28 protein-coding genes are annotated in these 24,447 nt (G+C 62.1%); 15 read left to right on the forward strand and 13 right to left on the reverse strand.

The genetic code is table 11. The features are described from left to right. Nucleotides 1-24: 24 nt before the first annotated feature. A complete protein-coding gene (tenA, locus tag ACMUVN_RS23220; RefSeq protein WP_132573827.1) occupies nucleotides 25-723 on the reverse strand; it encodes a thiaminase II in 699 nt (232 codons plus the stop codon). Between the two features lie 137 nt (nucleotides 724-860). Here tenA and ACMUVN_RS23225 point away from each other — a divergent pair, with 137 nt between their 5' ends. Both ACMUVN_RS23225 and ACMUVN_RS23230 read left to right on the forward strand, forming a co-directional pair. Beyond that, on the forward strand, nucleotides 861-1,424 hold the full coding sequence (locus ACMUVN_RS23225; protein WP_414815483.1) for a helix-turn-helix domain-containing protein: 564 nt from the start codon (nucleotides 861-863) through the stop codon (nucleotides 1,422-1,424). Nucleotides 1,425-1,447: 23 nt separating this feature from the next. Beyond that, nucleotides 1,448-1,966: a GNAT family N-acetyltransferase gene (locus ACMUVN_RS23230; RefSeq protein WP_028757878.1), complete on the forward strand. Its 519-nt coding sequence runs from the start codon at nucleotides 1,448-1,450 to the stop codon at nucleotides 1,964-1,966. Between the two features lie 15 nt (nucleotides 1,967-1,981). Here the strand turns inward: ACMUVN_RS23230 and ACMUVN_RS23235 are convergent, their stop codons facing one another. Further along, nucleotides 1,982-2,593 carry an HAD family hydrolase gene (locus ACMUVN_RS23235; RefSeq protein ID WP_414815484.1) on the reverse strand — a complete coding sequence of 204 codons (612 nt, stop codon included), beginning with the start codon at nucleotides 2,591-2,593 and terminating at the stop codon, nucleotides 1,982-1,984. Between the two features lie 135 nt (nucleotides 2,594-2,728). On the opposite strand from ACMUVN_RS23235, the gene ACMUVN_RS23240 reads away from it, so the two are divergent. The 3 genes from ACMUVN_RS23240 to ACMUVN_RS23250 all read left to right on the forward strand — a co-directional run bounded on the left by ACMUVN_RS23240 (nucleotide 2,729) and on the right by ACMUVN_RS23250 (nucleotide 5,395). After that, complete coding sequence (locus tag ACMUVN_RS23240) at nucleotides 2,729-3,754, forward strand: histone deacetylase family protein (RefSeq protein WP_097594986.1); 1,026 nt, start codon at nucleotides 2,729-2,731, stop codon at nucleotides 3,752-3,754. 9 nt (nucleotides 3,755-3,763) lie between these two features. Further along, nucleotides 3,764-4,315 (forward strand): recombination regulator RecX, encoded by a 552-nt coding sequence (recX, locus tag ACMUVN_RS23245; RefSeq protein WP_047617521.1) that lies wholly within the window; start codon nucleotides 3,764-3,766, stop codon nucleotides 4,313-4,315. Between the two features lie 168 nt (nucleotides 4,316-4,483). Continuing rightward, nucleotides 4,484-5,395, forward strand: coding sequence for an EamA family transporter (locus tag ACMUVN_RS23250; RefSeq protein ID WP_414815485.1), 912 nt, complete (start codon nucleotides 4,484-4,486; stop codon nucleotides 5,393-5,395). A 21-nt stretch (nucleotides 5,396-5,416) separates the two neighbouring features. Here ACMUVN_RS23250 and ACMUVN_RS23255 read toward each other — a convergent pair whose 3' ends face one another. Next, nucleotides 5,417-5,884 (reverse strand): group III truncated hemoglobin, encoded by a 468-nt coding sequence (locus tag ACMUVN_RS23255; RefSeq protein ID WP_414815486.1) that lies wholly within the window; start codon nucleotides 5,882-5,884, stop codon nucleotides 5,417-5,419. 171 nt (nucleotides 5,885-6,055) lie between these two features. Here ACMUVN_RS23255 and mbfA point away from each other — a divergent pair, with 171 nt between their 5' ends. Further along, the gene (mbfA, locus tag ACMUVN_RS23260) at nucleotides 6,056-7,039 is read left to right on the forward strand and encodes an iron exporter MbfA (RefSeq protein WP_414815487.1); all 984 of its coding nucleotides are present in this window, start codon (nucleotides 6,056-6,058) and stop codon (nucleotides 7,037-7,039) included. 159 nt (nucleotides 7,040-7,198) lie between these two features. Here the strand turns inward: mbfA and ACMUVN_RS23265 are convergent, their stop codons facing one another. Both ACMUVN_RS23265 and ACMUVN_RS23270 read right to left on the reverse strand, forming a co-directional pair. Beyond that, a complete protein-coding gene (locus ACMUVN_RS23265; protein ID WP_414815488.1) occupies nucleotides 7,199-7,798 on the reverse strand; it encodes a transglutaminase-like cysteine peptidase in 600 nt (199 codons plus the stop codon). A gap of 165 nt (nucleotides 7,799-7,963) precedes the next feature. Continuing rightward, entirely contained in the window at nucleotides 7,964-8,788 is an 825-nt protein-coding gene (locus tag ACMUVN_RS23270) for an alpha/beta hydrolase (RefSeq protein ID WP_063474844.1), read from the reverse strand. 177 nt (nucleotides 8,789-8,965) lie between these two features. Between ACMUVN_RS23270 and infC the strand changes: the two genes are divergently transcribed. From infC to pheT, 5 genes are all read left to right on the forward strand, one after another. Further along, nucleotides 8,966-9,502 (forward strand): translation initiation factor IF-3, encoded by a 537-nt coding sequence (gene infC, locus ACMUVN_RS23275; protein WP_080759946.1) that lies wholly within the window; start codon nucleotides 8,966-8,968, stop codon nucleotides 9,500-9,502. 327 nt (nucleotides 9,503-9,829) lie between these two features. Next, on the forward strand, nucleotides 9,830-10,033 hold the full coding sequence (rpmI, locus tag ACMUVN_RS23280) for a 50S ribosomal protein L35 (RefSeq protein WP_003570998.1): 204 nt from the start codon (nucleotides 9,830-9,832) through the stop codon (nucleotides 10,031-10,033). Nucleotides 10,034-10,071: 38 nt separating this feature from the next. Next, entirely contained in the window at nucleotides 10,072-10,476 is a 405-nt protein-coding gene (gene rplT, locus ACMUVN_RS23285; protein ID WP_027682113.1) for a 50S ribosomal protein L20, read from the forward strand. 148 nt (nucleotides 10,477-10,624) lie between these two features. Continuing rightward, nucleotides 10,625-11,707 (forward strand): phenylalanine--tRNA ligase subunit alpha, encoded by a 1,083-nt coding sequence (pheS, locus tag ACMUVN_RS23290; protein ID WP_028757868.1) that lies wholly within the window; start codon nucleotides 10,625-10,627, stop codon nucleotides 11,705-11,707. A gap of 16 nt (nucleotides 11,708-11,723) precedes the next feature. After that, the gene (gene pheT, locus ACMUVN_RS23295; protein WP_414815489.1) at nucleotides 11,724-14,159 is read left to right on the forward strand and encodes a phenylalanine--tRNA ligase subunit beta; all 2,436 of its coding nucleotides are present in this window, start codon (nucleotides 11,724-11,726) and stop codon (nucleotides 14,157-14,159) included. Between the two features lie 55 nt (nucleotides 14,160-14,214). Here the strand turns inward: pheT and ACMUVN_RS23300 are convergent, their stop codons facing one another. Both ACMUVN_RS23300 and ACMUVN_RS23305 read right to left on the reverse strand, forming a co-directional pair. Beyond that, nucleotides 14,215-14,574: a nuclear transport factor 2 family protein gene (locus ACMUVN_RS23300; protein WP_028757866.1), complete on the reverse strand. Its 360-nt coding sequence runs from the start codon at nucleotides 14,572-14,574 to the stop codon at nucleotides 14,215-14,217. A gap of 90 nt (nucleotides 14,575-14,664) precedes the next feature. Beyond that, on the reverse strand, nucleotides 14,665-15,660 hold the full coding sequence (locus ACMUVN_RS23305) for an aldo/keto reductase (protein WP_047617530.1): 996 nt from the start codon (nucleotides 15,658-15,660) through the stop codon (nucleotides 14,665-14,667). A gap of 124 nt (nucleotides 15,661-15,784) precedes the next feature. Here ACMUVN_RS23305 and ACMUVN_RS23310 point away from each other — a divergent pair, with 124 nt between their 5' ends. Next, entirely contained in the window at nucleotides 15,785-16,693 is a 909-nt protein-coding gene (locus tag ACMUVN_RS23310) for a LysR family transcriptional regulator (protein WP_047617531.1), read from the forward strand. A 33-nt stretch (nucleotides 16,694-16,726) separates the two neighbouring features. On the opposite strand, the gene ACMUVN_RS23315 is transcribed toward ACMUVN_RS23310, so the two are convergent. Continuing rightward, nucleotides 16,727-17,224 carry a ferritin-like domain-containing protein gene (locus ACMUVN_RS23315; RefSeq protein ID WP_028757863.1) on the reverse strand — a complete coding sequence of 166 codons (498 nt, stop codon included), beginning with the start codon at nucleotides 17,222-17,224 and terminating at the stop codon, nucleotides 16,727-16,729. A gap of 150 nt (nucleotides 17,225-17,374) precedes the next feature. On the opposite strand from ACMUVN_RS23315, the gene ACMUVN_RS23320 reads away from it, so the two are divergent. Beyond that, a complete protein-coding gene (locus ACMUVN_RS23320; RefSeq protein ID WP_048338480.1) occupies nucleotides 17,375-17,992 on the forward strand; it encodes a hypothetical protein in 618 nt (205 codons plus the stop codon). Nucleotides 17,993-18,000: 8 nt separating this feature from the next. On the opposite strand, the gene ACMUVN_RS23325 is transcribed toward ACMUVN_RS23320, so the two are convergent. Together ACMUVN_RS23325 and ACMUVN_RS23330 are read right to left on the reverse strand one after the other, a co-directional pair. Then, entirely contained in the window at nucleotides 18,001-18,444 is a 444-nt protein-coding gene (locus ACMUVN_RS23325; protein WP_048338481.1) for a GNAT family N-acetyltransferase, read from the reverse strand. Between the two features lie 15 nt (nucleotides 18,445-18,459). Continuing rightward, nucleotides 18,460-19,407: an aldo/keto reductase gene (locus ACMUVN_RS23330; protein WP_048338482.1), complete on the reverse strand. Its 948-nt coding sequence runs from the start codon at nucleotides 19,405-19,407 to the stop codon at nucleotides 18,460-18,462. A gap of 181 nt (nucleotides 19,408-19,588) precedes the next feature. On the opposite strand from ACMUVN_RS23330, the gene ACMUVN_RS23335 reads away from it, so the two are divergent. After that, on the forward strand, nucleotides 19,589-20,575 hold the full coding sequence (locus ACMUVN_RS23335; protein ID WP_414815490.1) for a Gfo/Idh/MocA family protein: 987 nt from the start codon (nucleotides 19,589-19,591) through the stop codon (nucleotides 20,573-20,575). A gap of 103 nt (nucleotides 20,576-20,678) precedes the next feature. On the opposite strand, the gene ACMUVN_RS23340 is transcribed toward ACMUVN_RS23335, so the two are convergent. Together ACMUVN_RS23340 and ACMUVN_RS23345 are read right to left on the reverse strand one after the other, a co-directional pair. Beyond that, nucleotides 20,679-21,056, reverse strand: a complete 378-nt coding sequence (locus ACMUVN_RS23340; protein WP_028757858.1) for a GtrA family protein — start codon at nucleotides 21,054-21,056, stop codon at nucleotides 20,679-20,681. Continuing rightward, nucleotides 21,053-22,060: a glycosyltransferase gene (locus tag ACMUVN_RS23345; RefSeq protein WP_097594983.1), complete on the reverse strand. Its 1,008-nt coding sequence runs from the start codon at nucleotides 22,058-22,060 to the stop codon at nucleotides 21,053-21,055. Before ACMUVN_RS23345 ends, ACMUVN_RS23340 begins: the two co-directional genes overlap by 4 nt. Nucleotides 22,061-22,221: 161 nt before the next feature. On the opposite strand from ACMUVN_RS23345, the gene ACMUVN_RS23350 reads away from it, so the two are divergent. Then, nucleotides 22,222-24,069, forward strand: a complete 1,848-nt coding sequence (locus ACMUVN_RS23350) for a hypothetical protein (RefSeq protein WP_414815491.1) — start codon at nucleotides 22,222-22,224, stop codon at nucleotides 24,067-24,069. 28 nt (nucleotides 24,070-24,097) lie between these two features. Here the strand turns inward: ACMUVN_RS23350 and ACMUVN_RS23355 are convergent, their stop codons facing one another. After that, entirely contained in the window at nucleotides 24,098-24,343 is a 246-nt protein-coding gene (locus ACMUVN_RS23355) for a hypothetical protein (RefSeq protein WP_063474837.1), read from the reverse strand. Nucleotides 24,344-24,447 lie beyond the last annotated feature (104 nt).

Here is a 24,447-nt window from a genome sequence, read left to right on the forward strand (position 1 = left end):
ATTTTGCAGCTTGTCGGACGCGCGTCAGACCGGCCACGTCTCCAGCCGCCAGGCCGAATCCCAGAACATCCATTCATATTGCGAGGCCCGCACGAAGACATCGGTCATCTGGGCACGCTCCACCGGCGATGCGGCGCGGGCGGCGATGTCGGTCAGCGCGATCACTTCACGGGCGCCGGCGGCAAATTGCGGATCGCCATAGGTGTTGATCCAGGCCTGGAAGGCATTGCCCTCGATAGCAGGCCGGTTCTTGATCGCTTCGCCAACGTGCCAGTAGATCCAGAAGCAGGGGAGGATGGAGGAAAGCGCAACCGCGTAGGAACTGTGATAGGCGGTGGCAAGCAGGAAGTTGGTATAGGCAAAGCCCGCAGGCGAGGGTTCTGCGGCTGAAACATCCGCCGACGTGATGCCGAACTGGGTGAGGAAGCCGGCATGCAGGCCCTGCTCGACGGTGATGGCCTTCTGCGCCGAACCGAGGAAGCGCAGCACCTGCGCATTGTCGGGCGCCTTGGCCGCAACGATGGCGAGGCATCGCGCATAATGCTTCAGGTAGAGCGCATCCTGAAGGATATAGTGCCGGAAGACCTCCGGCGGCAGCGTGCCGTCCGAAAGGCGCAGCAGCAGCGGCAAGGCCTCGATTTCAGCCATAACAGGGGCGATCCTGTCCCAGGCGGCAGCTGTGAAGCTTCCCGTCAGGTCCGTGCTCTGCGTGCTGGCGTCCATCATTGCCTCCTACCTCGATTGCGCCGTCATATATCGACGCTGCCGTGGTGAAAGCAAGGCGGGTTTCGCCGCGCGAGGAGACTTGATTCCATCATCGGATAATGTATTTCTCTTATAGTAGAATCATGGATTGAGAGATGGAACCGGAACTCGAACAGGCGATCGGCATCCGCATCCGCACGCTGCGGGTCAAAAAAGGTCTGACGCTGGATGATCTTGCCGCGGCCTCCGGGGTCAGCCGCGCGATGATCTCGCGCATCGAGCGGGCGGAGGCGAGCCCGACCGCCTCGCTGCTGGCAAGGATCTGTGCGGCGCTCGGCCTGTCGCTGTCGGCCTTCTTCGCGGAGGAGGGACAGCAGGCCTCGCCGCTTGTTCGCCGGCAGGAGCAGCAGGTCTGGCGCGACCCGGAGACCGGTTATATTAGGCGCTCGATCTCCGGCACTGCCTCCGATGTCGATATCGTCGAGGTCGAATTCCCCGCTGGCGCGCGTGTCAGCTTCCCCCCGCATGCCGCCTCCCACGGCATGACGCAGCATATCTGGCTGTTCGATGGCGAGCTGGAAATGACGGCGGGTGAAACGGTCTACCGGCTGCGGCCGGGCGATTGCCTCTTCATGCCGGTCGGCGAGGGTCACATCTTCCACAATCCCGGCAACGCGCCGGCGCGTTATTGCGTCGTGCTCGATCGCGGCGGCCGATAACAGCATCTATTCAGGAGAGCAGCATGCCCGACATTCGTACCCTTTCCGCCGACGAGGCCCGAGCCGCCGTGCCGGCGCTGTCGCAGGTGCTGGCCGATTGCGTCGCAGGCGGCGCCTCCGTCGGCTTCATGCAGCCCTATGGGCCTGAAGATGCCGAGCCCTATTGGCGCGATGTCGCCGATGCCGTCGCCTCCGGCGGCAACCTGTTGCTGGTCGCTGAACTCGACGGCAGGATCGTCGGGACCGTGCAGGTGGGGGCCGCGCAGATGCCGAACCAGCCGCATCGCGGTGATCTGAAGAAGCTGCTGGTGCATCGTTCCGCCCGCGGCAAGGGCCTCGCCCGGCTGCTGATGGATGCCGCCGAGCGCGAGGCGGCCAAGCGTGGCAAGACCCTGCTCGTGCTCGATACGGCAACCGGCAGCGATGCCGAGGCGATCTATCCGCGCCTGGGCTGGCAGCGTGTCGGCGTCATTCCCGATTATGCGCTGTGGCCGGAAGGCGGCTTCTGCGCCACCACCCTGTTCTACAAGCGGCTTGCCTGATTGCCCCGGCCTCGCTCAGGCCGGCCTGGCGAAGACGGGAAGCGCGCCGCCAAGCGTCGCGCCCGCCGTCCATTGCGCAGCATTCCAGCCGAACTGCCGCGCCGCTTCGATATTTTCGGCCATATCGTCGATGAAGGCGATGTCGCCGGGCGCCACGCCGGCGCGTTCGGTCGCCAGCCGGAAGAAATCGGGCGAAGGCTTGCTGTGCCCGAGTGCTGCGGAATAGATGATGTCGTCGAAATGCGCGTCCAGGCCGGCCTGCTCCATCAGGTAGCGCGCCCGCCTATGCTCCTGGTTGGTCGCCAGGAAAAGGGTGATGCCGCTTTGCCGGAGGATAGCGAGCTCTTCCAGCAGATTGCGGTCGAGGCGGGAATCGTTTTCGAACCAGTAGTCGATCAGCGTTTCGGCGCTGAGATGCGGCGCGATCTTTGCGAGCACGCCGGCGAGCCTGGGTTCCAGCGCCGCGCGGCCGACAATGATCTCACGCCAGTGGGTCTGAAAGAATTCCTGTTGCAGCAGGTCGACACGCAGGCCGAGATCGCGCTCCAGATAGGTGAAGTGCGGCAGCCCGTCGGTCGGTCGACCATGAATGAGCACGCCGTCGACATCGACCATCAGCACTTTCATGCGGAAAATTTCCTCGTTCTCAAAACACCGGCGAAGGTGGCGTCATATAGCTTGACGATCAAGAGCGCCGTTCCGCTTTTTTGTCGCGGCCGAGCCGTGTAAGTCTCGATTGTCAATCAAGGGGCAGGATCTGAAATGCGCGTCATCTATTCCGAAGACCACAAGCTGCGCGATGCCAAAACGGAACTGCATGCCGGCCAACTGGTGACGCCCTTCGAGGCGCCGTTCCGTGCCGAATGGATCCTGGCGGCGGTCAAGGAGGCGGGCTTTACCGACGTGGTGGCGCCCGATGCGCACGGGCTGGAAACGGCCCTGAAGGTGCATGATCCCGCCTATCTGGATTTTCTCGCCAGCGTCTGGGATCGCTGGGTGGCCGCCGGCTTCACCGGCGAGGCGATCGCCAATTCCTTTCCCGTTCGCCGCACCAGCCAGCGCGTGCCCGACAATATCGTTGGCGCGATCGGCCATTATGCCAATGCCGCCGACACCTCGATCACCAAGGGGTCCTACGAGGCGGCGATCGCCTCCATGCGCTGTGCCGTCACCGGCGCCGACTGGCTGGCCGAGGGCAATCGTTTCGCCTTTTCGCTCTGCCGCCCACCCGGCCACCATGCCGGCATCGATCTCTTCGGCGGCTACTGCTTCATCAACAATGCGGGCGTCGCCGCACAGCGGCTGCGCGATCATGGTGCGGCGAAGGTTGCGGTGCTGGATGTCGATTTCCATCATGGCAACGGCACCCAGGATCTCTTCTATCACAGAGGCGATGTCTTCACCGCCTCTCTGCATGGCGATCCCATGCACGCCTTTCCCTATTTCCTCGGCCATGCCGACGAGGAAGGCGAGGGGGAGGGCGTTGGTGCCAACCGCAACTATCCAATGCCACCGGGCACGCCCTTTGATGTCTGGTCTTCGGCGCTAAACGATGCGCTGGCGCGGATCAAAGACTTCGGCGCCGAGGCGATCGTCGTGGCGCTTGGGGTCGATACCTTCGAGCGCGATCCGATCTCCTTTTTCAGCCTGACTTCCGATGATTTCACCCGCATGGGCGCGATGATATCAGCCGCCGGCCTGCCGGTGCTGGCCTGCATGGAGGGCGGTTACGGCGTGCCGGAAATCGGCATCAACGTCGCCAACGTCCTCAAGGGTCTGGAAGCCTGATCACTGCCGATGACCGATGAGACAGTTCCCTCCGACATCCCGACACCCCGCATGCTGAGCTGGGCGCGCAATTCCGCCATCTATCGCCTGGAGCGGCGGATGATGACGGAAAAGCAGCTGTTTGACGCCATCACCCGCAAGGCGAAGGAGAAATTCGAAGATATCAGCGCGGCGCAAGTGAAAGCCGTTGCCGATTTCGCCGTCAAATTTGCCTATGACAACAAGGTGCTCGACGATAGCGCCTATGCGGAGATCAGCACCCGCTCTGCCGTGCGCGGCGGCAAATCAAAACGCGCGATCGCCCAGAAACTTGCCGTCAAGGGCGTCTCCAGCGACAAGGTCGAGGCAGCACTTGAGCAGGCCGACGATCTCTATGCGGCCGCGATATTTGCCCGCAAACGCGCCTTCGGCCCTTTCCGCCGGGTCGAGCTCGACGACAAGCGAAAGGCTAAAGAGCTTTCAGCCTTCGCCCGCAACGGCTTCAGCTTCGACATCGGCAGGAGGGTCTTCGACATGAGCTTCGAAGACGCCGAAGAAGTCATCCTTGCTGGCCGCCGGTGATATTGCATCACCATCGGCGATCGCCTGGTTAAAGCGTGAACTCGATCTACCGCATCACCTGTCGATCCTGGCATTCCCCAGCATCAGCGCTCTTGATCCCGGCATGAAAAGTTTGAATTTGGTTCTCCCCCGTCTTCGGGTTAGAACCGCGCCAGGATCGGGGGCCACATGGACATCAAGACTATCGAGACCGGGACGGATGGCGCAGCTTTGATGCCGCAGCCGGGTATGGCGTCGTCTTCGGGCGGCCTGGCGGCCGGTGTCGCGATGTGCCTGATGTCGATGTCTTCGATCCAGTTCGGCGCGGCGCTGTCGTCCCCGGCCATTGCGACCTATGGCGTTGCCGGCGCCACCTGGCTGCGGCTTGCTTTCGCGGCGATCATCCTGGCCGTTGTCGTCAGGCCTTCGCTCCTGCGTTATAGCGGCGCCCAGTGGCGGGCGACCCTGCTGCTCGGCACGACGACCGCCGCAATGACGCTGTGTTTCTTCGCGGCGATCCAGCGGCTGCCGCTCGGCCTGGCGATCGCCATCGATTTCCTCGGGCCGCTCTCGGTCGCCGTCTTCGGCTACGGCCTGACCTGGCGCCTGCTCTGGCCGTTGATTGCTGCGGCCGGCATCCTCTTCCTCGCCCATGACGGCGAAGGCTGGGTCGGCAATCTCCCTGGCGTCCTCTTCGCTCTCGGCTCGGCTGTGGGATGGGCGGTCTATATCCTGCTGACGAAGAAGGTCGGGGCTGCCTTCAAGGGGCTGGAAGGCCTGTCGATGTCGCTGATCGTTGCCGGCCTCGTCGCAACCCCCTTCGGCCTTGCCGAGACAGGCGGCGCCTTCACCTTGAAGGGGCTGGTGGAGGTTCTCGGCCTCGCCATCCTCGTACCGCTCCTGCCCTATGCGCTGGAGATGGTGGCGCTGCGGCGCATGCCGTCGGCCTCCTTCGGCATCCTGATGAGCCTCGAACCGGCGCTCGGCGCGCTTGCCGGCTTTCTGATCCTGGCCCAGCCGATGACCGCGCTGCAGATGCTGGGCACCGCGCTCGTGGTGGCGGCCAGCGCCGGCGCCACTGCCTCGGCGGCGAAAACTTAGCATAAAGATTTAGAATATAGATCAGCCGGGTGTGCGCTTGGGATCGTCGAGCGCCGGATTGTAGAACAGCGAAAGCGTCAGGCTCTTGGCGATCCGCTCCGCCGTCGCCATGAACCAGGCCTTGGCCTCCGGCGATGGGGCGATGTCGTCCAGCGTTGCGGCAAACAGCGACAGCCATTTCGGAAAGAGCTCCGGCGTCAGGTTTGCAACACCTGTATGCGCCTGCACCGGCTTGCCGCCATAGGCGCCGCTGCGGAAGGCGACAGCCGACCAGAAGCTCTTCATCTTCGCCATATGCTGCGGCCAGCGGCCGGATAGCCTGGCGTCGAACACCGGGCCGAGATCGGGATGCGCCAGCACGCGGGCGTAGAAAGTCTCGACCAGCCTGTCGATGAAGGCCTCGTCGACGCCCATTTCCCGCATTTCGGCCTCCGCCCTTTCGCGGATCGCCGCGATATGGGCGGGGCGGCCCTGAATGTCATTGTCCATTCGAAAACCCCGGCGCCGCGTGATGCGGCAGCCCTCATATAGGTGTTTATCGCAACGAGCCAAAGTCGTCCGTGCCCGCTTGCGGCAATCTGTCAGCATTCTTCCCCCTGCCCTTGACCGTCATCGCCTGCTTCTTTAGATTTAGAATAATTCTAAATTTTGGAGAAAGTCATGCTGGCGCGGTTTTTCAGATCCTCGAAACGATCTTTCGAATCACTGTCCGAGCAGGAGATCCTTGCCCTCGGGATTGCCTCCGAGGAAGACGATGCCCGTATCTATCTCGCCTATGCCGACAGGTTGCGTCGCGAATTTCCGGCTTCGGCCAAAGTCTTCGAGGATATGGCCGAGGTCGAGGATACGCATCGCAAGTCGCTGATCGAAATCCATCGCCAGCGTTTCGGCGAGCGCATTCCGCTGATCCGGCGCGAACATGTGCAGGGCTTCTACGAGCGCAAGCCCGACTGGCTGAGGGCAAATCTTTCGCTGGACGCGATGCGGCAGGAATCCGAGGCGATGGAGGAGCAGGCCTATCGTTTCTATGTCGAGGCGGCAAAGCGGACCTCGGACGCCTCGACGCGTGAGCTTCTCGGCGATCTCGCCCTTGCCGAACAGGGGCATGAAGATATCGCCCGCATGCTGGGCGACAAACATACGCCTGAAGACGTCAAGCGCGGCGAGGACGAGGCGGTGCATCGGCAATTCGTGCTGACCTATGTGCAGCCGGGTCTTGCCGGGTTGATGGATGGTTCGGTCTCGACGCTGGCGCCGATCTTCGCCGCCGCCTTCGCCACGCAGGATACCTGGCAGACCTTTCTCGTCGGCCTGTCGGCCTCCGTCGGCGCCGGTATCTCGATGGGCTTCACCGAAGCCGCCCATGACGACGGCAAGATTTCCGGCAGAGGCTCGCCGGTCAAACGCGGCCTTGCCTGTGGCATCATGACCGCGCTCGGCGGCCTCGGCCACGCGCTGCCCTATCTGATCCCGCATTTCTGGACGGCGACGATCACCGCCGCCATCATCGTCTTCTTCGAACTCTGGGCCATCGCCTTCATCCAGAACCGCTACATGGAAACCCCCTTCCTGCGCGCCGCCTTCCAGGTGGTGCTCGGCGGCGGTTTAGTGCTCGGCGCGGGGATATTGATTGGCAACGGGTGAGTTGCGGTCAGCGAAGCCGAGCAATCGATTCAGCGAATCGATCGCAGCGACGAACGCCCTGAGCCCAAAGCGAAGGGCCGGGAGACGGTGTGGCATCCCAAACCAACAAAACGAAAAAGGCCGGCAAACCGCCGGCCTTTCCATATTCTCTGTTGACCCTTAGCGCAGCGCGCCGACCAGAACGTCGCGGCCGTTCTCGATGGTGACCCAGCGACCGGAATTGTAGCTCGACTGGCGCTTGACGAAGGAATAGGGCGTGCCGAACCACGGCTTGACGTCGGAGGCGAGGTTGTCGAGCACGAAATCGCCCTCGGCGGTGCGCAGCGTCAGCACGGCATGGCCCTCACCATCCGGCTTGCGCACGACGGTCATCAGCAGGTCGGCGGCCGAAAAGCCGCGCTGAATCAGCATGCGACGCTTCAGCAGCGCGAAATCCTCGCAGTCGCCGGCGGTGGTCGGATAGGCCCAGACTTCGTCCTTGCCGTAGATTTCCTTGTCGGACATCGGCGTGATCGTGCGGTTGACCGTGGCGTTGACCGAACGCACCAGCGACCACTTTGCCGGGGTCATTTCAACCGGGCCGGCGTTGCGGTTTGCGCCGCATTCATTGCGGTGGATCTGACAGAAATCATAGTGCCCGATGGGCTGTGAAGTGGCATTGCCCGTTACCATTGAAGCATTTCTGCTTGGGGCCGGTATGGCGGCCGTTGCCATCGCAAATACGGCCATCATGGCCACAAAGACACCCTTGATCCGCACGCCCGCTCTTTCCTTGCATCGCCCCTTATTTATTAACAAAGTGTTAATGGAGAGGGCCGGAAAGAGTCAATCGTTACTTATTGGGAGGACCTTGCGACCCGCCGACATGGTTAAAATGCAACGGGTTGGGAACCTGCATCAGGCGAATTTATACGCCGATGCCCTTCAGGCGGGCATCTGCCTATTTGTTGATGAACGGATGATGCCTTTGACGGCGCTCAAGAGAAGCGCGATATCGCCGGGGCGCGACAGGCGGTGGTCGCCGTCGCGGATGAAGGTCAGCACCACGTCGTCGGCGGGAAGGTGTTCGACCAGTTTCATCGCATGTGCATGCGGCACGTCGGGGTCCTTCATGCCCTGGAGGATGTGCACCGGGCAGCCTGTCTCGATGATGCCGTCGAGCACCCGGTTTGCGCGGCCGTCCTCGATCAGCGCCCTGGTATAGATATTCGGTTCCGGGCTGTATGGCGAACGCTCTTCGAAATAACCGCGCTCGGCTAGCGACTTGCGCTCCTTGGCCTTGAGGTTCGGTTCGATCAGCTCGGAGGTGAAATCGGGTGCGGGTGCGATCAGCACCATGCCTGCAAGCTTTGGGCCGCCTTGCCGCGCAAGCTCCTGCGCCAGCCTGAGCGCGATCCAGCCGCCCATCGAGGAGCCGACGAGGATCACCCGATCGGGGGCGATATGGTGGATGACGGCAAGCGCCTCCTCCAGCCAGCGCGAGATCGTGCCGTCGCCGAAGCTGCCGCCGGAAAGTCCGTGGCCTGAATAGTCGAGGCGGATGCAGGCGACGCCCAGTTGCGCCGCCAGCCCGTCGAGTTCCACCGCCTTGGTGCCGCTCATGTCGGACCGGTAGCCGGACAGCCAGACGAGCGTCGGCGCGCCATTGCCGGCCTGCGCCGGGCGGGCGATCATGGCGATCTCACGCGCTGCTTCGCCCTCGCCGACCGTCAAGAACTGCGGTTGGGCATCGGGCATCTGATCGGACATCGGCGAAACTCCTATTGTTTTGGCCTATAAAACAGATTCTTGGCAGGCTGACAGCGGGTGATTTTTCCGCTAAAGGATGATATTGACTCCGTTGCAGCGATGACGCGACACGTTTGTGCACCCTGATTGGGAGCGCGATGCTGCAACGTTCCGAAACAACGCGAGGAGAATACGACCATTCGCAGACCTTTTAAAACCGACGCGCCCGTGAAGGACGGACCGCGCTCGAACCGTGAAATCCGCATTCCCAAAGTTCAGCTGATCGCGGCTGACGGACAGAATATGGGCGTCGTGCCTACCGACCAGGCCTTGAAGATGGCGGAAGAAGCCGGCCTCGATCTCGTCGAAATTTCCCCCAATGCCGAACCGCCGGTGTGCAAGATCCTCGATCTGGGCAAGCTGAAATATGCCAACCAGAAGAAGGCTGCCGAGGCGCGCAAGAAGCAGAAGATCGTCGAAGTCAAAGAAATCAAGATGCGCCCGAACATCGACACCCATGATTATGAGGTGAAGATGAAGGCGATGGGTCGCTTCTTCGATGAAGGCGACAAGGTCAAGGTGACGCTGAAGTTCCGCGGCCGTGAAATGGCCCACCAGGAACTCGGCATGAAGCTTCTGCAGCAGGTCAAGGCCGATACGATCGAGTTCGCCAAGGTCGAAGCCGAGCCCAAGCTCGAAGGCCGTCAGATGATGATGGTGCTGGCGCCGAAGTAAGCGCCAGGCACTTTTTCGCCCAAGGCCGTCCGCAAGGGCGGCTTTTGCGCTTTCTGCCCTTATTGCTTCAAGAAGGGTGTTTTCGGAGGTTGCGAAGATTCCTCCGCGGCCCCGTTGCACTTTCAGGACGCTGCGGTTATAAGCGCGCGTCCGAACTGACCGGCAGGGCATGCCGTGGCAGTTTCGAATGCTTGCGGAACGGTTCGTCGCCGATGCCGCGGATCAACAACAAACGCTCCCGCACCTTGTTGCGACGGCCGGAGAACCGGACTTCGCGAGAAGGGCTTTTTTGATAAAGCGCGCAGGGAGGACAGAAGGAGTAGCAAAATGCCCAAGATGAAGACGAAGTCCTCTGCCAAAAAGCGGTTCAAGATCACCGCAACCGGCAAGGTTAAGGCTGCCGCTGCCGGCAAGCGCCATGGCATGATCAAGCGTACCAACAAGTTCATTCGCGATGCACGTGGCACCATGGTTCTCGCAGAACCGGATGGCCGCAAGGTTATCAAGAATTACCTGCCGAACGGTCTCTGAGACTCGTCCGCGAACGCTAGATTTAAGGAGATCATGATATGGCACGTGTAAAAAGAGGCGTCACCTCTCACGCCAAGCACAAGAAGGTTCTGAAGGCCGCAAAGGGCTTTTACGGCCGCCGCAAGAACACCATCCGTACCGCCAAGGCCGCTGTCGACCGTTCGAAGCAGTACGCCTACCGCGACCGCAAGGTCAACAAGCGCAACTTCCGTGCGCTTTGGATCCAGCGTATCAACGCCGCTGTGCGCGAATTCGGCCTGACCTACGGCCGCTTCATCGACGGCCTGAACAAGGCTGGCATCGAAGTCGACCGCAAGGTTCTCTCCGACATGGCGATCCACGAGCCGGAAGCATTCGGCGCGTTGGTCAACGCTGCCAAGAAGGCTCTTGAGTATCTCAAGGAAGCCGGCACGGCGAACGAGTTTGAAGGCGCGGTCAAGTAACCAGCGCTTCCCAAGCTTTGAATTTTTGATTTTGGGAACCCGCGCTGGTTTGGGCTAGCGCGGGTTTTTCTTTCTTTATATTCCTGGCGCCGGCCGGCGCCGCCTGCCTCCCGATCGCCCGCCTGATACTGGACGGAAAGAAGTGACAATGTCAGATATCGACCAGCTCAACGCATCGCTGCTCGCCGAAATCGCCGCCGCCAATGACGAGACGGCGCTCGAAGCCGTGCGCGTTTCCGCCCTCGGCAAGAAGGGCTCGATCTCCGAACTCCTGAAGACGCTCGGCGCCATGACGCCGGAAGAGCGCCAGACCAAGGGCGCGGCGATCAACGTTCTGAAGAATGCGGTGACCGAGGCGCTCGCCGCCCGTAAGACAACGCTCAAGCAAGCGGCGATCAATGCCCGGCTGAAGGCCGAGACGGTCGACGTCAGCCTGCCGGTGCGCTCTTCGCCGGCCGAACGCGGCCGCATCCATCCGATCAGCCAGATCGTCGACGAGATCACCGCGATTTTCGCCGACATGGGCTTCTCGATCGCCGAAGGTCCCGACATCGAGACCGATTATTACAATTTCACCGCGCTGAATTTTCCCGAAGGCCATCCGGCCCGCGAGATGCACGACACCTTCTTCTTCAACCCGGATGAGAATGGCGAGCGCAAGGTGCTGCGCACCCATACCTCGCCGGTGCAGGTGCGCACCATGGAGACGCAGAAGCCGCCGATCCGCATCATCATTCCTGGCAAGACCTATCGCCAGGACAGCGATGCCACGCATTCGCCGATGTTCCATCAGGTCGAAGGCCTGGTCATCGACAAGAAGGCCAATGTCGCCAATATCCGCTGGGTGCTCGAGGAATTCTGCAAGACCTTCTTCGAGGTCGACAGCGTGACGATGCGTTTCCGCCCGTCCTTCTTCCCGTTCACCGAGCCATCCTTTGAGGTGGATATCCAGTGCGACCGTTCCGGCCCGATCGTCAAATTCGGCGAAGGCACCGACTGGATGGAGATCCTCGGCTGCGGCATGGTTCACCCGAACGTGCTGCGTTACGGCGGCCTCGATCCGGACGAATATCAGGGTTTTGCCTGGGGCATGGGCCTCGATCGCATCGCCATGCTGAAATACGGCATGCCCGACCTGCGCGACTTCTTCAACGCCGACGTCCGCTGGATGACGCATTACGGCTTCCGCCCGCTCGACATGCCGACGCTGTTCGGCGGCCTCAGCGCTTGAACGGAGAATTGGGACGATGAAATTCACGCTCTCCTGGCTGAAAGAGCATCTGGAAACGGATGCCGGCCTCGATGAAATCTGCACGCGCCTCACCGAAATCGGGCTGGAGGTCGAGGATGTCGACGACAAGGCGGCGTTCAAGCCCTTCGTCATCGCCAGAGTTGTCTCGGCGGAAAAACATCCGCAGGCCGATCGCCTGAAGGTGCTAATGGTCGACACCGGTTCCGGCGCGCCGGTGCAGGTCGTCTGCGGCGCGCCGAATGCGCGCGCCGGTCTCCTCGGCGCCTTCGCAGCACCCGGAACCTATGTTCCCGGCATCGATGTGACGCTCGCCGTCGGCAATATCCGCGGCGTCGAAAGCCGTGGCATGATGTGCTCCGAAAAGGAACTGCAGATTTCCGACAGTCACGATGGCATCATCGATCTGCCCGAGGATGCGCCGGTCGGTCAGAGCTATGCGGCTTATGCCCATCTCGACGATCCGGTCATCGAGATCAACCTGACGCCCAACCGGCCGGATTGCACCTCGATCCACGGCATCGCCCGCGATCTTGCCGCTTCCGGCCTCGGCACGTTGAAGACGCGGCCCGCACCGTCCTTCGCCGTCGAAGGCGAGACGCCGGTGAAGCTGACGCTCGATCTCGACGATCCCAAGCTTTGCCCGGGCTTTGCGCTGCGCCTGGTGCGCGGCGTCAGGAATGGCCCCAGCCCGCGCTGGATGCAGCAGCGGCTGATTGCCATCGGGCTGCGGCCGATCAACGCGCTTGTTGATGTCACCAATTACATGACCTTCGATCAGGGCCGGCCGATCCACGTCTTCGATGCCGCCAAGATCAACGGCAACCTGACCGTCCGCCGCGCTGCCGACGGCGAGACGGTGCTGGCGCTCGACCAGCGCGAATACAAGCTCTCGCCGAACAACGTCGTCATCTCCGATGACGATGGCATCGAATCGATCGGCGGCATCATGGGTGGTGAACATTCCGGCTGCGACGAAAACACCGTCGACGTGCTGATCGAATCCGCCCTCTGGGACCCGATGAACATCGCCAAATCAGGCCGCAGCCTCGGCATCATCACCGATGCCCGCTACCGCTTCGAACGCGGCGTCGATCCGGAATATATGGTCCCCGGTCTCGAACGCACGACGGAATTGGTGCTGGAGCTGTGCGGCGGCACGGCTGCCAAGGCCGAGGTCGTCGGTTACGAGGGTTACCAGCCGAAGATCGTCGATTTCCCCTATTCCGAGGTCAAGCGCCTGACGGGCCTCGACGTTTCGAATGAGGAAAGCGACACGATCCTCACCCGCCTTGGTTTCAAGGTTCTTGGGAATAGCGATATCGGCTCTTCGTCTGTCCGAGTCGCCGTTCCGTCCTGGCGTCCCGATGTCGACGGCAAGGCCGATCTCGTTGAGGAGGTCATGCGCATTCACGGCGTCGACAATATCAAGCCGGCGCCGCTCGAAGGCCATGCGGCCGTCAACGGCAAGATCCTGACGACGCTGCAGATCCGCACTCGCCTCGCCAAGCGGGCGCTGGCGGCGCGCGGCATGCTCGAAGCCGTCACCTGGTCCTTCATTCCGGAAGACCAGGCCAAGCTGTTCGGCGGCGGTTCGCCTGCCCTCAAGCTTGCCAACCCGATCGCTGCCGAAATGTCGGATATGCGTCCCTCGCTGCTGCCGGGCCTCTTGACCGCTGCCCAGCGCAATGCCGACAAGGGTTATGCCGACGTCGCCCTGTTCGAGGTCTCCGGCACGTATGAGAACGACAGGCCGGACGGCCAGCGCCGGGTGGCCGGCGGCATCCGCCGCGGCACGGCCTCGCTTGCCGGCGCAGGCCGCGCCTGGTCGAACGCCGCCAAGGGCGGCGGCAAGCCGGTCGACGTCTTCGACGCCAAGGCCGACGCGCTCGCCGTCATCGAAGCCTGCGGCCTGCCGATGGGCAATATCCAGATCGAGCAGGGCGGGCCGGAATGGTATCATCCGGGCCGCTCCGGCACGATCAAGATGGGGCCGAAGGTCGTGCTCGGCTATTTCGGCGAATTCCATCCGCTGACGCTGGAAGCGCTCGATGTCTCCGGCGCGCTCTGCGGCTTCGAAGTCTATGTCGACGCCATGCCGGACGCCAAGCGCAAGGCGACGCGCACCAAGCCGGCGCTCGAACTGTCGCCCTTCCAGGTGGTGCGGCGCGACTTCGCCTTCGTCGTCGACAAGACTGTTGAAGCCGGCGCCATCGTCAAGGCGGCCACCGGCGCCGACCGCAAGCTGGTGACCGGCGTCAATGTCTTCGACATTTTCGAGGGCGCATCGGTCGGCGACGGCAAGAAGTCGGTGGCGATCGAGGTTCAGATCCAGCCGGTCGAGCGCACGCTGACGGATGAGGATTTCGAGGCGCTGACGCAGAAGATCGTCGCCAGCGTCACGAAATTCACCGGCGGCGTGCTCAGAAGCTGAGCTTTACAGCCTTCGACAAAAGACAATGGACCGGTCGCGATAGCGGCCGGTCTTTTCACAGATGCAGATGGAAGAGTTTGCTGACGATCATCCAGCGGCCGTCGATCTTCAGCAGCGAGAGATAGTCGGTAAAGCGCATTCCGGCGAAATCGTCGGTCACCTTGACGCTTGCCGCATCGCCTTCGACATCGACGCTCTGGATATCCATGTAGGGCTGCGTGCCGGGCGGCGCCGGCTCCTCCGCCAGGATCGCAGCGATGAACTCGTCCCGCGTCAGCCATTCGACGGCATTCTCATAATGACCGATGATCGCGCTTTGCGGATGAAAGGCCTTTTTCAAGGCTGCCTCATTGGCGAAGGCCATGCCTTCGACATAGAGATGAACCGTCTGTTCGACTGCCTGCCTGTCCGACATGTTTTCATCCCGTTCTCCGAGATGGCGTTAGATAGTTTCGCCAGTCCCGAAGACAAGCCCGGCCGGTTGCATCAGGCCGGGCTTGCCCGCTCACAGGTTCGTCATCGCAAGCGAGGCGTCCGAATAACGTTTGCCGGCAACCTGCCCGGCCGGGATGATCTCTTCAAGCCGCGCAAGTTCCGCCGGGCTGAGCACGATATCGGCGGCCGCGGCGTTCTGTTCGAGATGGTGAAGCTTGCGGGCGCCGGGGATCGGCACGATGTCGTCGCCCCGGCTCAACACCCAGGCCAGCGCCAGTTGCGCCGCCGTCACGCCCTTTTCGCCGGCAAGCCGCTCGAGTGTTGCGACGAGGGCGGCATTGGCGTCGAAATTTTCCGCCTGGAAGCGCGGCACCTGGCGGCGGAAATCGTCGGCGTCGAGATCCTCCGCCTTGCGGATCGCCCCGGTCAGGAAGCCGCGGCCAAGCGGGCTGTAGGGCACGAAGCCGATGCCGAGTTCGCGGCATGTCGCAAGCACCTCCTCTTCGGGATCGCGGGTCCAGAGCGAATATTCGCTCTGGAGGGCTGCGATCGGATGGACCGCATGGGCGCGGCGGATGGTGGCACTGCCGGCTTCCGAAAGCCCGAGGGCGCGGACCTTGCCTTCCCTGACCAGTTCCGCCATGGCGCCGACGGTCTCCTCGATCGGCACGTTGGGGTCGACCCGGTGCTGGTAGAGGAGGTCGATGGTCTCGATGCCGAGGCGTTTCAGCGAGGCCTCGGCGACATCACGCACATGCTCGGGGCGGCTGTCGACGCCGGTGATGGCGGCGGTGCCCGGCTTGCTGGCATCGATCTTGAAGCCGAATTTGGTGGCGATCACCACGCGGTCGCGGAACGGCTTCAACGCTTTGCCGAGAAGAACCTCGTTGGTAAAGGGGCCGTAGACCTCGGCGGTGTCGAAGAAGGTGACGCCGAGATCGATGGCGCGATGCAGCGTCCTGATCGATTCCGCATCGTCGCTGGCGCCATAGGCAAAGCTCATGCCCATGCAGCCAAGGCCGACGGCAGAGACCGTCAGGTCGTTTCCGAGTTTCCGGGTTTTCATGATGCGCTCCTTTTGAGCTGATTGTGAACCGCTTGATCGCTTGCGGTACGGGCAGACCATATTCCTGGCGCATCAATCAGAAAATACATGCAGTTTCTAACAGGCTGTTCTATCATTTCGATCAATGAACAGAACACAGCTCTCGCAACTCGCCGTTCTTGCCGCCGTCTCGGAACATCGCAGCTTCCGAGCTGCGGCGAAGGAACTCCTCGTCGCGCCCTCGGCCGTCAGCCATGCGATCTCCAGCCTCGAGGAAAGTCTGGGTGTCAGGCTTCTGGCGCGCACCACCCGCAGCGTCGCGCCGACCGAGGAGGGTCGCCTGCTGCTCGAAAGACTGCGGCCGGCGCTCGAAGAGATCGGCATTGCCTTGGAGGCCGTCCGCGACACGCGCGGCAAGCCCGCCGGAAATCTGCGCATCACTGCGCCGCGTTTCGCCTCCGATATCCTGCTTGCCCCTCGCCTCGGCGACTTCCTCAACCTCTATCCCGATATCACTTTGGAGATCGCCAACGAGGACGGCTTCACCGATATCGTCAAGGAGGGTTTCGATGCCGGCATCCGGCTGGAGGAGAGCCTGGAGGCCGATATGATCGCGGTCAGGATCTCTCCCCATCTGACGACGGTGATTGCCGCTTCGCCCGATTATTTCGAGCGCTATCCGAAACCGGAGCACCCGCGCGATCTCGTCCGTCACCGCTGCATCAAGCGGCGCTTCACCAATGGCTCGATCTATCGCTGGGAATTCGAGAAGGATGGGCAGGAACTGGTCGTTTCGGTCGACGGGCCGCTGATCGTCAGCGAGGATCGTCTCGCCTTGCTGGCAGCGCTGAACGGCGCCGGTCTTGCCTATCTCTTCGACATGCGGGTGCACGCCGAGCTGGCGGCCGGCAGTCTGGTGCGGGTGCTGGAGGATTGGTGCGCGCCCTATCCCGGCCCGTTTATCTACTATCCCACCCGGCGGCAGATGCGCCCGGCACTGCGCGCCTTCATCGATTTCTTCAAGCTTGCCGAGAAGGATTCGGGCGGCCGATAAATATTGGGACAGCCGCCCGTTGGCATCATGTCATCAGGCAGCTTTCGCCTTCTGGTTTGCTGCTGTCGTGGCGAGCTGGGAGAGGGTCTTGTCGGTGGCCGTTTCTTCCTGCAGCGTCTGGTCGAGCAGGCGGACGGCATCCTTGAGGCCGAGCGTTGCGGCCCAGGTCTTCAGCGTGCCGTAGCGGGCGATTTCATAATGTTCGACGGCCTGGGCAGCCGAGATCAGACCGGCATCGAGGGCCGATGTGCCCTTGAATTCCTCCATGATTTCTTCGCCCTCGGCCAGAATGCCCTGGATCGCCTCGCAGGTTTTGCCCTGTGCGCGTTTGCCGATCAGTTCGAAAACCTGCTGCAGCCGCTCGACCTGAGCTTCGGTTTCCTCACGGTGTTTTTCGAAGCCCGCCTTCAGTTCGGTGGATTGTGCGGCGCGCGCCATCTTTGGCAGGGCGCGCAAAATCTGCCGTTCGGCAAAGTAGATGTCCTTGAGTGTGTCGTGGAATAGATCTTCCAACGTCTTTTCCTTGGCCATTTTCTCGATCCTTGTTTTGGGAAAAACCGCGAATGCGGCGACACATTAAGAAGCGAGGATCGCGCTAATTGTTCCCGATCGATTTCGGGTGGACTGGAAAAGGGCTCCAGGCGATGATTCCGGCCATCGGTATGGGAGGAAGATAACGTCATGCGAAAGCCGGGTTCGATGAAGGGGCTGGAAGATCTTGGCCGCGTAAGGCTGTCGCAAAACTTCTTCCTTCGCGATTTCCTGCACTCCGAAATCGCCGATTTCTACCGCATCCCCAACATCCCCGAGGATCCCGATCTGGCGATCGAGGCAGGCAAGAGGCTCTGCGAGGAATTGCTGGAGCCGCTGCAGGCGACGTTCGGGCGCCTGCATATCCGCTCCGGCTATCGCTCGCCGGGGGTGAACAGGTTTGGCAACGAGAACAATCTGAACTGCTCGACCAATGCCGCCACATCAGCGCATCACATCTGGGATATGAGGGATTTTGACGGCTGCATGGGTGCTGCGGTCTGCATTGTCGTGCCATGGATGCTCGACCGCTACCGCGATGAAAGCGACTGGCAGCGGCTCGCCTGGTGGATTCACGACCACCTGCCTTATGCCTCGCTCTGCTTCTTCCCGAAGCTCTGGGCCTTCAATATCCAGTGGCACGAACGCCCGAAGCGGGTGATCCAGAGTTATGTCAGGCCACGCGGCATCCTCACCAAACCGGGCATGGCCAATTGGGAAGGCGATCACGCCGCTGTCTACGAAGGTTTTCCCCCGCTCAGAAACTGATGCCCCGCTCAGAAACTGATGCGGTAGCGGATGTGGCCGTCGCTTTCGACATAGCTGTCGTAGAGTGCCCGCGCCGTCTTGTTCTGCTCGCTCGTATGCCAGTAGAGCCGCGACCAGCCCTTGGCTTTCGAGGTGGCGATGAGATCGTCGATCAGCGCCCGCCCAAGGCCCTTGCCGCGCGCATCGGCATCGACGAACAGGTCTTCGAGATAGCAGTCTCTGCCGCGGATCCACGTGCCCTCATGCGTGAGATAGAGTGCAAAGCCCATCATCCTGCCATCGACCTCGGCGACGCGCATCGAAATTGCCGACGCCGGATCGAAGACCCGGCGCCATGTCTGATCGGTGATATCGGCATCGACCGTGACGTCGTAAAAGGCGAGATAGGCCGCCCAGAGCTCGCGCCAACGGGCTTCGTCCTCGGGGCGGGCATCGCGTATGGTCGCGGTCATGGGCTCTCCCTTTCTTCAGCCGCCGGCTTCGTCGAGCAGCGCCATCGCATCATCGGAAAGCGCCAGTGTCGCCGATTTCACCAGGCTTTCAAGCTGCGAAAGGCTGGTGGCGCTGGCGATCGGTGCCGTCACGCCCTTCTTGCGCAGCAGCCAGGCGAGCGAAATTTCCGCCGGGCTGGCGGCGGTCTCGGTCGAAACCTTGTCGAGCGCGGCCAGGATGCGCAGGCCCTTGTCGTCGAGATATTTCGAAACCCGGCCCTCGCGTGCGCGGCCTTCCGTATCGGCCTTGCTGCGGTATTTACCGGTGAGAAAGCCGGCGGCGAGGCTGAAATAGGTGATGACGCCGATATCCTGGGCGATGCAGAGCTCGGCGAGTGGCCCTTCGAAGCTTGCGCGCTCATAGAGATTATATTCCGGCTGCAGGACGTCGTAACGCGGCAGGCCGGCCTTTTCGGCCGCGTCGAAGGACGCCTGGAACAACTTTGCATCATAATTCGAGCAGCCGATGGCGCGGATCTTGCCCTGCTGCTTCAGCTTGGCATAGGCGCCGAGCGTTTCCTCATGCGGCGTATCGGCATCCGGCCAATGCGAGAGATAGAGGTCGATATAGTCCGTCTGCAGCCGGCGCAGCGAATCCTCGACCGCCTTCAGGATATAGGTCTCCTTCAGCGTCTTTCCCTGTCCCATGTCGGAGCCGACCTTGGTGACGATGACGGCCTTGTCGCGGGAAACCCTTGCCTGCCTCAGCCAGCGCCCGATGATTTCCTCGGAATCGCCGCCCTTGTTGCCCGGAACCCATGCGGAATAGACATCGGCCGTATCGATCGTGTTCAGGCCCGCATCGAAGAAGGCGTCGAGAATGGCAAAGGATGTTTTCTCGTCGGCCGTCCAGCCGAACACATTGCCGCCGATGACGATCGGCGCGACCGAAAGACCTGTTTTTCCAAGCCGGCGCATTTCCATGACGCTCTCCAGTAAGGTGATGTGATTGAAATCGCGGATACGGCGGAACGCCGCCCTCGCCCAAACTTAGCGCGATCGGCGCGTGAGGAAAGGCAAACTTCCGTGATTTGAGGTCTCGCCATTGCGCCGCAGCGAAGGCCTGCATATGGTTCGCCGAAATCAGTTCTGGGAGGCTTGGATCATGCTGCGTTTCGGTATCATTTCAACGGCGAGGATCGGCCGCGACAATGTCATTCCCGCGATCCAGGATGCGGAGAATTGCGTCGTTACGGCGATTGCGAGCCGTGATCTCACGCGCGCAAGGGAGGTGGCGGACCGCTTCTCCGTGCCGCATGCCTTCGGCTCCTACGAGGAGATGCTGGCTTCCGACGTCATCGATGCCGTCTACATCCCGCTGCCGACCTCGCAGCATATCGAATGGTCGATCAAAGCCGCCGATGCCGGCAAGCACGTGCTCTGCGAAAAGCCCATAGCGCTGAAAGCCGATGATATCGACGAAGTGATCGCCGCGCGCGACCGTAATCGGGTGGTGGTCACCGAAGCCTATATGATCACCTATTCCCCGGTCTGGCAGAAGGTCCGCGCGCTGATCGCCGAGGGCGCGATCGGTTCGCTCCGCCATGTGCAGGGCGCCTTCACCTATTTCAACCGCGACCCCGCCAATATGCGCAACGTTCCCGAGCTCGGCGGCGGCGGCCTGCCCGATATCGGCGTCTATCCCGTCATGGGCACGCGTTTTTCCACCGGCAAGGAGCCGCTCAGGATCCAGGCGGTCACCGAGCGCGATGCGGATTTCGGCACGGATATCTATTCAAGCGTCAAGGCCGATTTCGGCGATTTCGATCTGAGCTTCTATATCTCGACGCAGATGGCCAACCGCCAGATCATGGTCTTCCACGGCACCGACGGCTACATCGAGGTCAAGTCGCCGTTCAACGCCAATCGCTGGGGGCCCGAGGAGATCGAGCTTGCCAACCGCAGCCACACCGAATCGCGCATCTTCCGCTTCCAGGACAGCCGCCAGTACAGGCGGGAGGTCGAGGCCTTCGCCCGGGCGGTGACGAACGGCAAGGAAGAGATCGTCACGCTCGAAAATTCGAAGCTGAACCAGAAGGTGATCGACGCGATCTACCGGGCCAGCGAGAAGGATGGCTGGGAAGCAGTTTAGCGCATAACCCCGAAAATCGAGATCGATTTTCGGAAAGGATTATGCGCCAATTTAAAGTGTTAGAGCGTCCTTTGCGCGTCCTCTTGGACGCGCGGCGCTCTAATCACTCAGCGCGGAAGACGAAGCGCGAATAGCCGAAGAAGCTGAAGACCATCGAGGCGGCGGTGGCGATCACCATCGCCGCAAGCGGCTGCAGGGATGGCAGCGACAGCAGAAGCGCTGAATAGAGCCCGTAATTGACGAGCGCTGCCGTCACCCCGACCGAGCCGTAGCGGAAGCCTTCGGCGGCAAGCGAATGGCCGGAGCGATCGAAGGTGAAGGTCCGGTTGAAAGCCCAGGTCGCCGCCATGGCGAAGGCGATCGCAATGAGCCGCGCCAGAAAAGGCCCGAGCGGCGTCAGATGGAGCAGCGCCGACAGGGTGCCGGCATCGACGACGAAGCCGATGCCGCCGGCAATCGCGAAGCGGATGAGCTTTCTCATGCAGCATCCGCCTTGCCGCGGCCGGCGCGCGATACCGGCGCGGCGTGGCTCAGCGGCGTCTTCATCGCACTCGGCGTCTCCAGGCCGATATAATGGATACGAAGCTGTTCGGCGCGGGCGCGCGCAACGGAATCCAGGATGACGCCGGCGGTGAACAGCATGAAGGAAATCATCATCAGCGCCGTCGACAGCACCCAGGTCGGCATGCGGCTGACGAGACCCGTCTGGAAATATTCCGCCAGCACCGGCGCCATGAAGCCGAGGCTCGCCAGCATGAAGGTGGCGCTGATCGCGCTGAAGAAGGCGAAGGGCCGGGTTTCCTTCATCAGCATCGCGAACATCCAGAGGATCTTGGCGCCGTCGCGGAAGGTCGACAGTTTGGAATGCGAACCTTCCGGCCGGCGGCCATAGTCGAGTTCCAGTTCGCTGACCGGCAGCTTCAGCCGGGAGGCATGCACGGACATTTCGGTTTCGATCTCGAAGCCGCCGGATACCGCCGGGAAGCTCTTGACGAAGCGGCGCGAAAAGGCGCGGTAGCCGGAAAAGATATCGGTGAAGTCGGGTCCGAAGATCGTCCTGTAGAGCAGGTTGAAAAGCCGGTTGCCGAGCGCATGGCCCTGACGGCCGGCATCGTCGTGCACGCCGCGCCGGGTGCCGACCACCATGTCGGCGCGCTCGGTCAGCAGCGTGCGCACCAGTTCTTCGGCATCATCAGGCGTATAGGTCCCGTCGCCGTCGGCGATGATGTAGATGTCGGCCTCGATATCGGCGAACATGCGGCGCACGACATGGCCCTTGCCCTGGCGCCGCTCGCGCACGACATGCGCCCCGGCAAGCATTGCCTGCAGCGCGGTGCCGTCGGTGGAATTGTTGTCGTAGACGTGGATCGCGGCATCCGGCAGCGTTGCCCGGAAGCCCCGGACGACAGGGCCGATCGTCGCGGCTTCATTATAGCAGGGAAGCAGGACGGCAATATTCAGATTGTCGGTACGCGATCGGGCCATGACTCTACTCGTTACACTTAAAAGCCGCGCTCAGCCTAAATCATCCGGCGTTAATAAGACCCTATGACGCAGGCAAAATCGGCGGTCGTCGCAACGGCTTTACACTTTCTTGATCGGCGGCGGCTAAGCTTGCCTCATCCGGAAACGAACCGCTAACCACAATGAACGCTGTGCAGCCGATCACCCATGCATCATCCGCGATCGATACCCCTCGGGGCAGGATACGCGACCTGCTGACGCGTCTCTGGCCAACTGTCATCGCTTATAGCGTCATTTTCGCCGCCGTCATTCTCGTCACCAGGCTTTCCGGCGCCACCGATTATGTCGGCCCGGACAATGACGACGGAATGCGTCTCGTCGAGGTTCGCGATTTTCTCGCCGGGCAGGGCTGGTTCGATCTGATGCAATACCGGCTCGGTCTCACCGGCGGCACGCTGATGCACTGGTCGCGGCTGATCGATCTGCCGATCGCCTCGCTGATCTGGTTCTTCGGTCTGTTTGCACCCCGCGAGACGGCCGAGGCGCTGGCGCTCGCTGTCTGGCCGGTATCGCTCATCCTGCCCGCCATGCTCGCCATGGCCGTGGCCGGTCGGCGCATTGGCGGTGTCGCCGGCATGCACATCAGCCTCGGCTTGACCGGCCTTGTCATCTACGCCGGCAACCGTTTCGCGCCGGGCGCCATCGATCATCACAATGCGCAGCTGGCGCTGGTCGCCACGATGATAGCGATGCTGCTGGATCCCGAGCGTCGCGCCTGGAGCTACGCGGTCGCCGGCGTCGCGGCAGCCATCGCCATTGCCATCGGCGCCGAGACGACCCCCTTTGTCGCCGCCGTCTGCCTGACCGTCGCTCTGCTCTGGGCCTGGGAGGGCGAAGATTTTGCCGCTGTTGCGAAGGCCTTCGGGCTGGCTTTGGCGCTGGCGATCAGCATCCTGTTCTTCGCAACGGTACCGCCCCGGCTTTATTCGATGGTCACCTGCGACAATCTCTCGCTCGGCTATTACAGCCTGGCGGCGATCGGCGGCGGTTTGCTGTTGTTTTCGGCGGTTTTTGCCAGCCGCCTCACCCGTCCCTTGCGTTTTGCAGCGCTCGCCGTCGTCGGCGCCGGTGTTTTCGGTTCGGCGATCGTGATCGCACCGCAATGCCTGAGCGATCCGCTGGCCAGTCTCGATCCGATGCTGGTCGAGCTCTGGCTGAAGAATGTTTCGGAAGCGCAGTCGGTTTTCGTCCTCGGGCGCACCGATCCTTTCTCTCTCGGCGCCTTCTATGCGGCCGGCCTCTTCGGCATCGCCGTCTGCATCTTCCGCATCGTTCAGCGTGACCGCGTGCAAATCCATCTGGTCCTGCTCCTGCTGCTGACGACGAGCTGGGCAATCGCGTTGGTCCAGGTGCGCGGCGCGACCTTCTCGAACCTCATCTCCATCCTGCCGCTTGCGCTGCTGATCATCGATATCAGGCGCATTTCGAACGGCGACAGCGAGAATGTCGCCGCCGCCTTCGTCTACATCGTGACCGTGCTCGCAAGTGTTCCGGCCGCCTGGGCCGTCGGCGGCGGGCTTATCTCGATGCAGACGGAGAATGCCGCGCAGAAGAAGACGGCCGAGCCGGCAAAGAAGATTTCCTGCACATCGCAGGAGGCGCTGGCCCCGCTTGCCGGGCTTCCGGCCGGGCTGGTCTCCGCACCATCGGAAATGGGCGTCCCCATTCTCCGCTTCACCCAGAACCGGGTTCTCTCGGCGCCCTATCATCGCAATCAGGGCGGCATGCTGACGGAGTTGCATATCGGCCTGGCGGAGCCGCAGGAGGCGGAAGCTTTCTTGAAGGGGGCTGGGGTGACCGTGCTAGCCTTCTGCCCCAAAGACCCGCAGACGCGCGAGATCGCCAAGCTGAAGCCGGATGGGCTCTATGCTGCGCTCGGCAAAGGCAATATCCCGCGCTATCTGGAACCGCTGCCGAAACCGGCCGACGCAGGCGTGCAGTTCTTTCGCTATCGGCCGACGACGAATTGACGCGGGCCGTCCTCAGCATGGATGATTGTTAGTTCGAGACGCGCATGGCGCGACGAAGACGCTGGTTGGCATAGAGGCCAAGCACGAAGAGCATGAGGCCGCCATTATAGCCGAGCACGGCATAGACGAATGCCAGAATGGACACCGGACCGGGCGAGGTTATCGCCGCCAGCGCGAATGTCATTCCGATCAGCGCCGCGACCAACGCGATTGCGCTGGCCGAGCGCGTTTGCCCGGCGCTGATGCCCAATGCTGCTGCTGTGAGAATAATCATTTCAGCACCTTCCCAGAGATAACGAGGGGAAGAATAGGAAGCGCCAACTAACAAAGATTTACCGGCGATCTTGCCCGAAAAGCCTTTGTATTGCGGTGGTTAGC

The organism is Rhizobium sp. IY2 (assembly GCF_047532935.1).
Classification (GTDB): Bacteria; Pseudomonadota; Alphaproteobacteria; order Rhizobiales; family Rhizobiaceae; genus Rhizobium; species Rhizobium anhuiense.

What these genes read in the sequence shown, in the direction of transcription:
- tenA (WP_132573827.1), bottom strand. Translation starts at nt 723, where the DNA reads ATGGACGCCAGCACGCAGAGCACGGACCTGACGGGAAGCTTCACAGCT.
- ACMUVN_RS23225 (WP_414815483.1), top strand. Translation starts at nt 861, where the DNA reads ATGGAACCGGAACTCGAACAGGCGATCGGCATCCGCATCCGCACGCTG.
- ACMUVN_RS23230 (WP_028757878.1), top strand. Translation starts at nt 1,448, where the DNA reads ATGCCCGACATTCGTACCCTTTCCGCCGACGAGGCCCGAGCCGCCGTG.
- ACMUVN_RS23235 (WP_414815484.1), bottom strand. Translation starts at nt 2,593, where the DNA reads ATGAAAGTGCTGATGGTCGATGTCGACGGCGTGCTCATTCATGGTCGA.
- ACMUVN_RS23240 (WP_097594986.1), top strand. Translation starts at nt 2,729, where the DNA reads ATGCGCGTCATCTATTCCGAAGACCACAAGCTGCGCGATGCCAAAACG.
- recX (WP_047617521.1), top strand. Translation starts at nt 3,764, where the DNA reads ATGACCGATGAGACAGTTCCCTCCGACATCCCGACACCCCGCATGCTG.
- ACMUVN_RS23250 (WP_414815485.1), top strand. Translation starts at nt 4,484, where the DNA reads ATGGACATCAAGACTATCGAGACCGGGACGGATGGCGCAGCTTTGATG.
- ACMUVN_RS23255 (WP_414815486.1), bottom strand. Translation starts at nt 5,884, where the DNA reads ATGGACAATGACATTCAGGGCCGCCCCGCCCATATCGCGGCGATCCGC.
- mbfA (WP_414815487.1), top strand. Translation starts at nt 6,056, where the DNA reads ATGCTGGCGCGGTTTTTCAGATCCTCGAAACGATCTTTCGAATCACTG.
- ACMUVN_RS23270 (WP_063474844.1), bottom strand. Translation starts at nt 8,788, where the DNA reads ATGTCCGATCAGATGCCCGATGCCCAACCGCAGTTCTTGACGGTCGGC.
- rpmI (WP_003570998.1), top strand. Translation starts at nt 9,830, where the DNA reads ATGCCCAAGATGAAGACGAAGTCCTCTGCCAAAAAGCGGTTCAAGATC.
- rplT (WP_027682113.1), top strand. Translation starts at nt 10,072, where the DNA reads ATGGCACGTGTAAAAAGAGGCGTCACCTCTCACGCCAAGCACAAGAAG.
- pheS (WP_028757868.1), top strand. Translation starts at nt 10,625, where the DNA reads ATGTCAGATATCGACCAGCTCAACGCATCGCTGCTCGCCGAAATCGCC.
- pheT (WP_414815489.1), top strand. Translation starts at nt 11,724, where the DNA reads ATGAAATTCACGCTCTCCTGGCTGAAAGAGCATCTGGAAACGGATGCC.
- ACMUVN_RS23300 (WP_028757866.1), bottom strand. Translation starts at nt 14,574, where the DNA reads ATGTCGGACAGGCAGGCAGTCGAACAGACGGTTCATCTCTATGTCGAA.
- ACMUVN_RS23305 (WP_047617530.1), bottom strand. Translation starts at nt 15,660, where the DNA reads ATGAAAACCCGGAAACTCGGAAACGACCTGACGGTCTCTGCCGTCGGC.
- ACMUVN_RS23310 (WP_047617531.1), top strand. Translation starts at nt 15,785, where the DNA reads ATGAACAGAACACAGCTCTCGCAACTCGCCGTTCTTGCCGCCGTCTCG.
- ACMUVN_RS23315 (WP_028757863.1), bottom strand. Translation starts at nt 17,224, where the DNA reads ATGGCCAAGGAAAAGACGTTGGAAGATCTATTCCACGACACACTCAAG.
- ACMUVN_RS23320 (WP_048338480.1), top strand. Translation starts at nt 17,375, where the DNA reads ATGCGAAAGCCGGGTTCGATGAAGGGGCTGGAAGATCTTGGCCGCGTA.
- ACMUVN_RS23325 (WP_048338481.1), bottom strand. Translation starts at nt 18,444, where the DNA reads ATGACCGCGACCATACGCGATGCCCGCCCCGAGGACGAAGCCCGTTGG.
- ACMUVN_RS23330 (WP_048338482.1), bottom strand. Translation starts at nt 19,407, where the DNA reads ATGGAAATGCGCCGGCTTGGAAAAACAGGTCTTTCGGTCGCGCCGATC.
- ACMUVN_RS23335 (WP_414815490.1), top strand. Translation starts at nt 19,589, where the DNA reads ATGCTGCGTTTCGGTATCATTTCAACGGCGAGGATCGGCCGCGACAAT.
- ACMUVN_RS23340 (WP_028757858.1), bottom strand. Translation starts at nt 21,056, where the DNA reads ATGAGAAAGCTCATCCGCTTCGCGATTGCCGGCGGCATCGGCTTCGTC.
- ACMUVN_RS23345 (WP_097594983.1), bottom strand. Translation starts at nt 22,060, where the DNA reads ATGGCCCGATCGCGTACCGACAATCTGAATATTGCCGTCCTGCTTCCC.
- ACMUVN_RS23350 (WP_414815491.1), top strand. Translation starts at nt 22,222, where the DNA reads ATGAACGCTGTGCAGCCGATCACCCATGCATCATCCGCGATCGATACC.
- ACMUVN_RS23355 (WP_063474837.1), bottom strand. Translation starts at nt 24,343, where the DNA reads ATGATTATTCTCACAGCAGCAGCATTGGGCATCAGCGCCGGGCAAACG.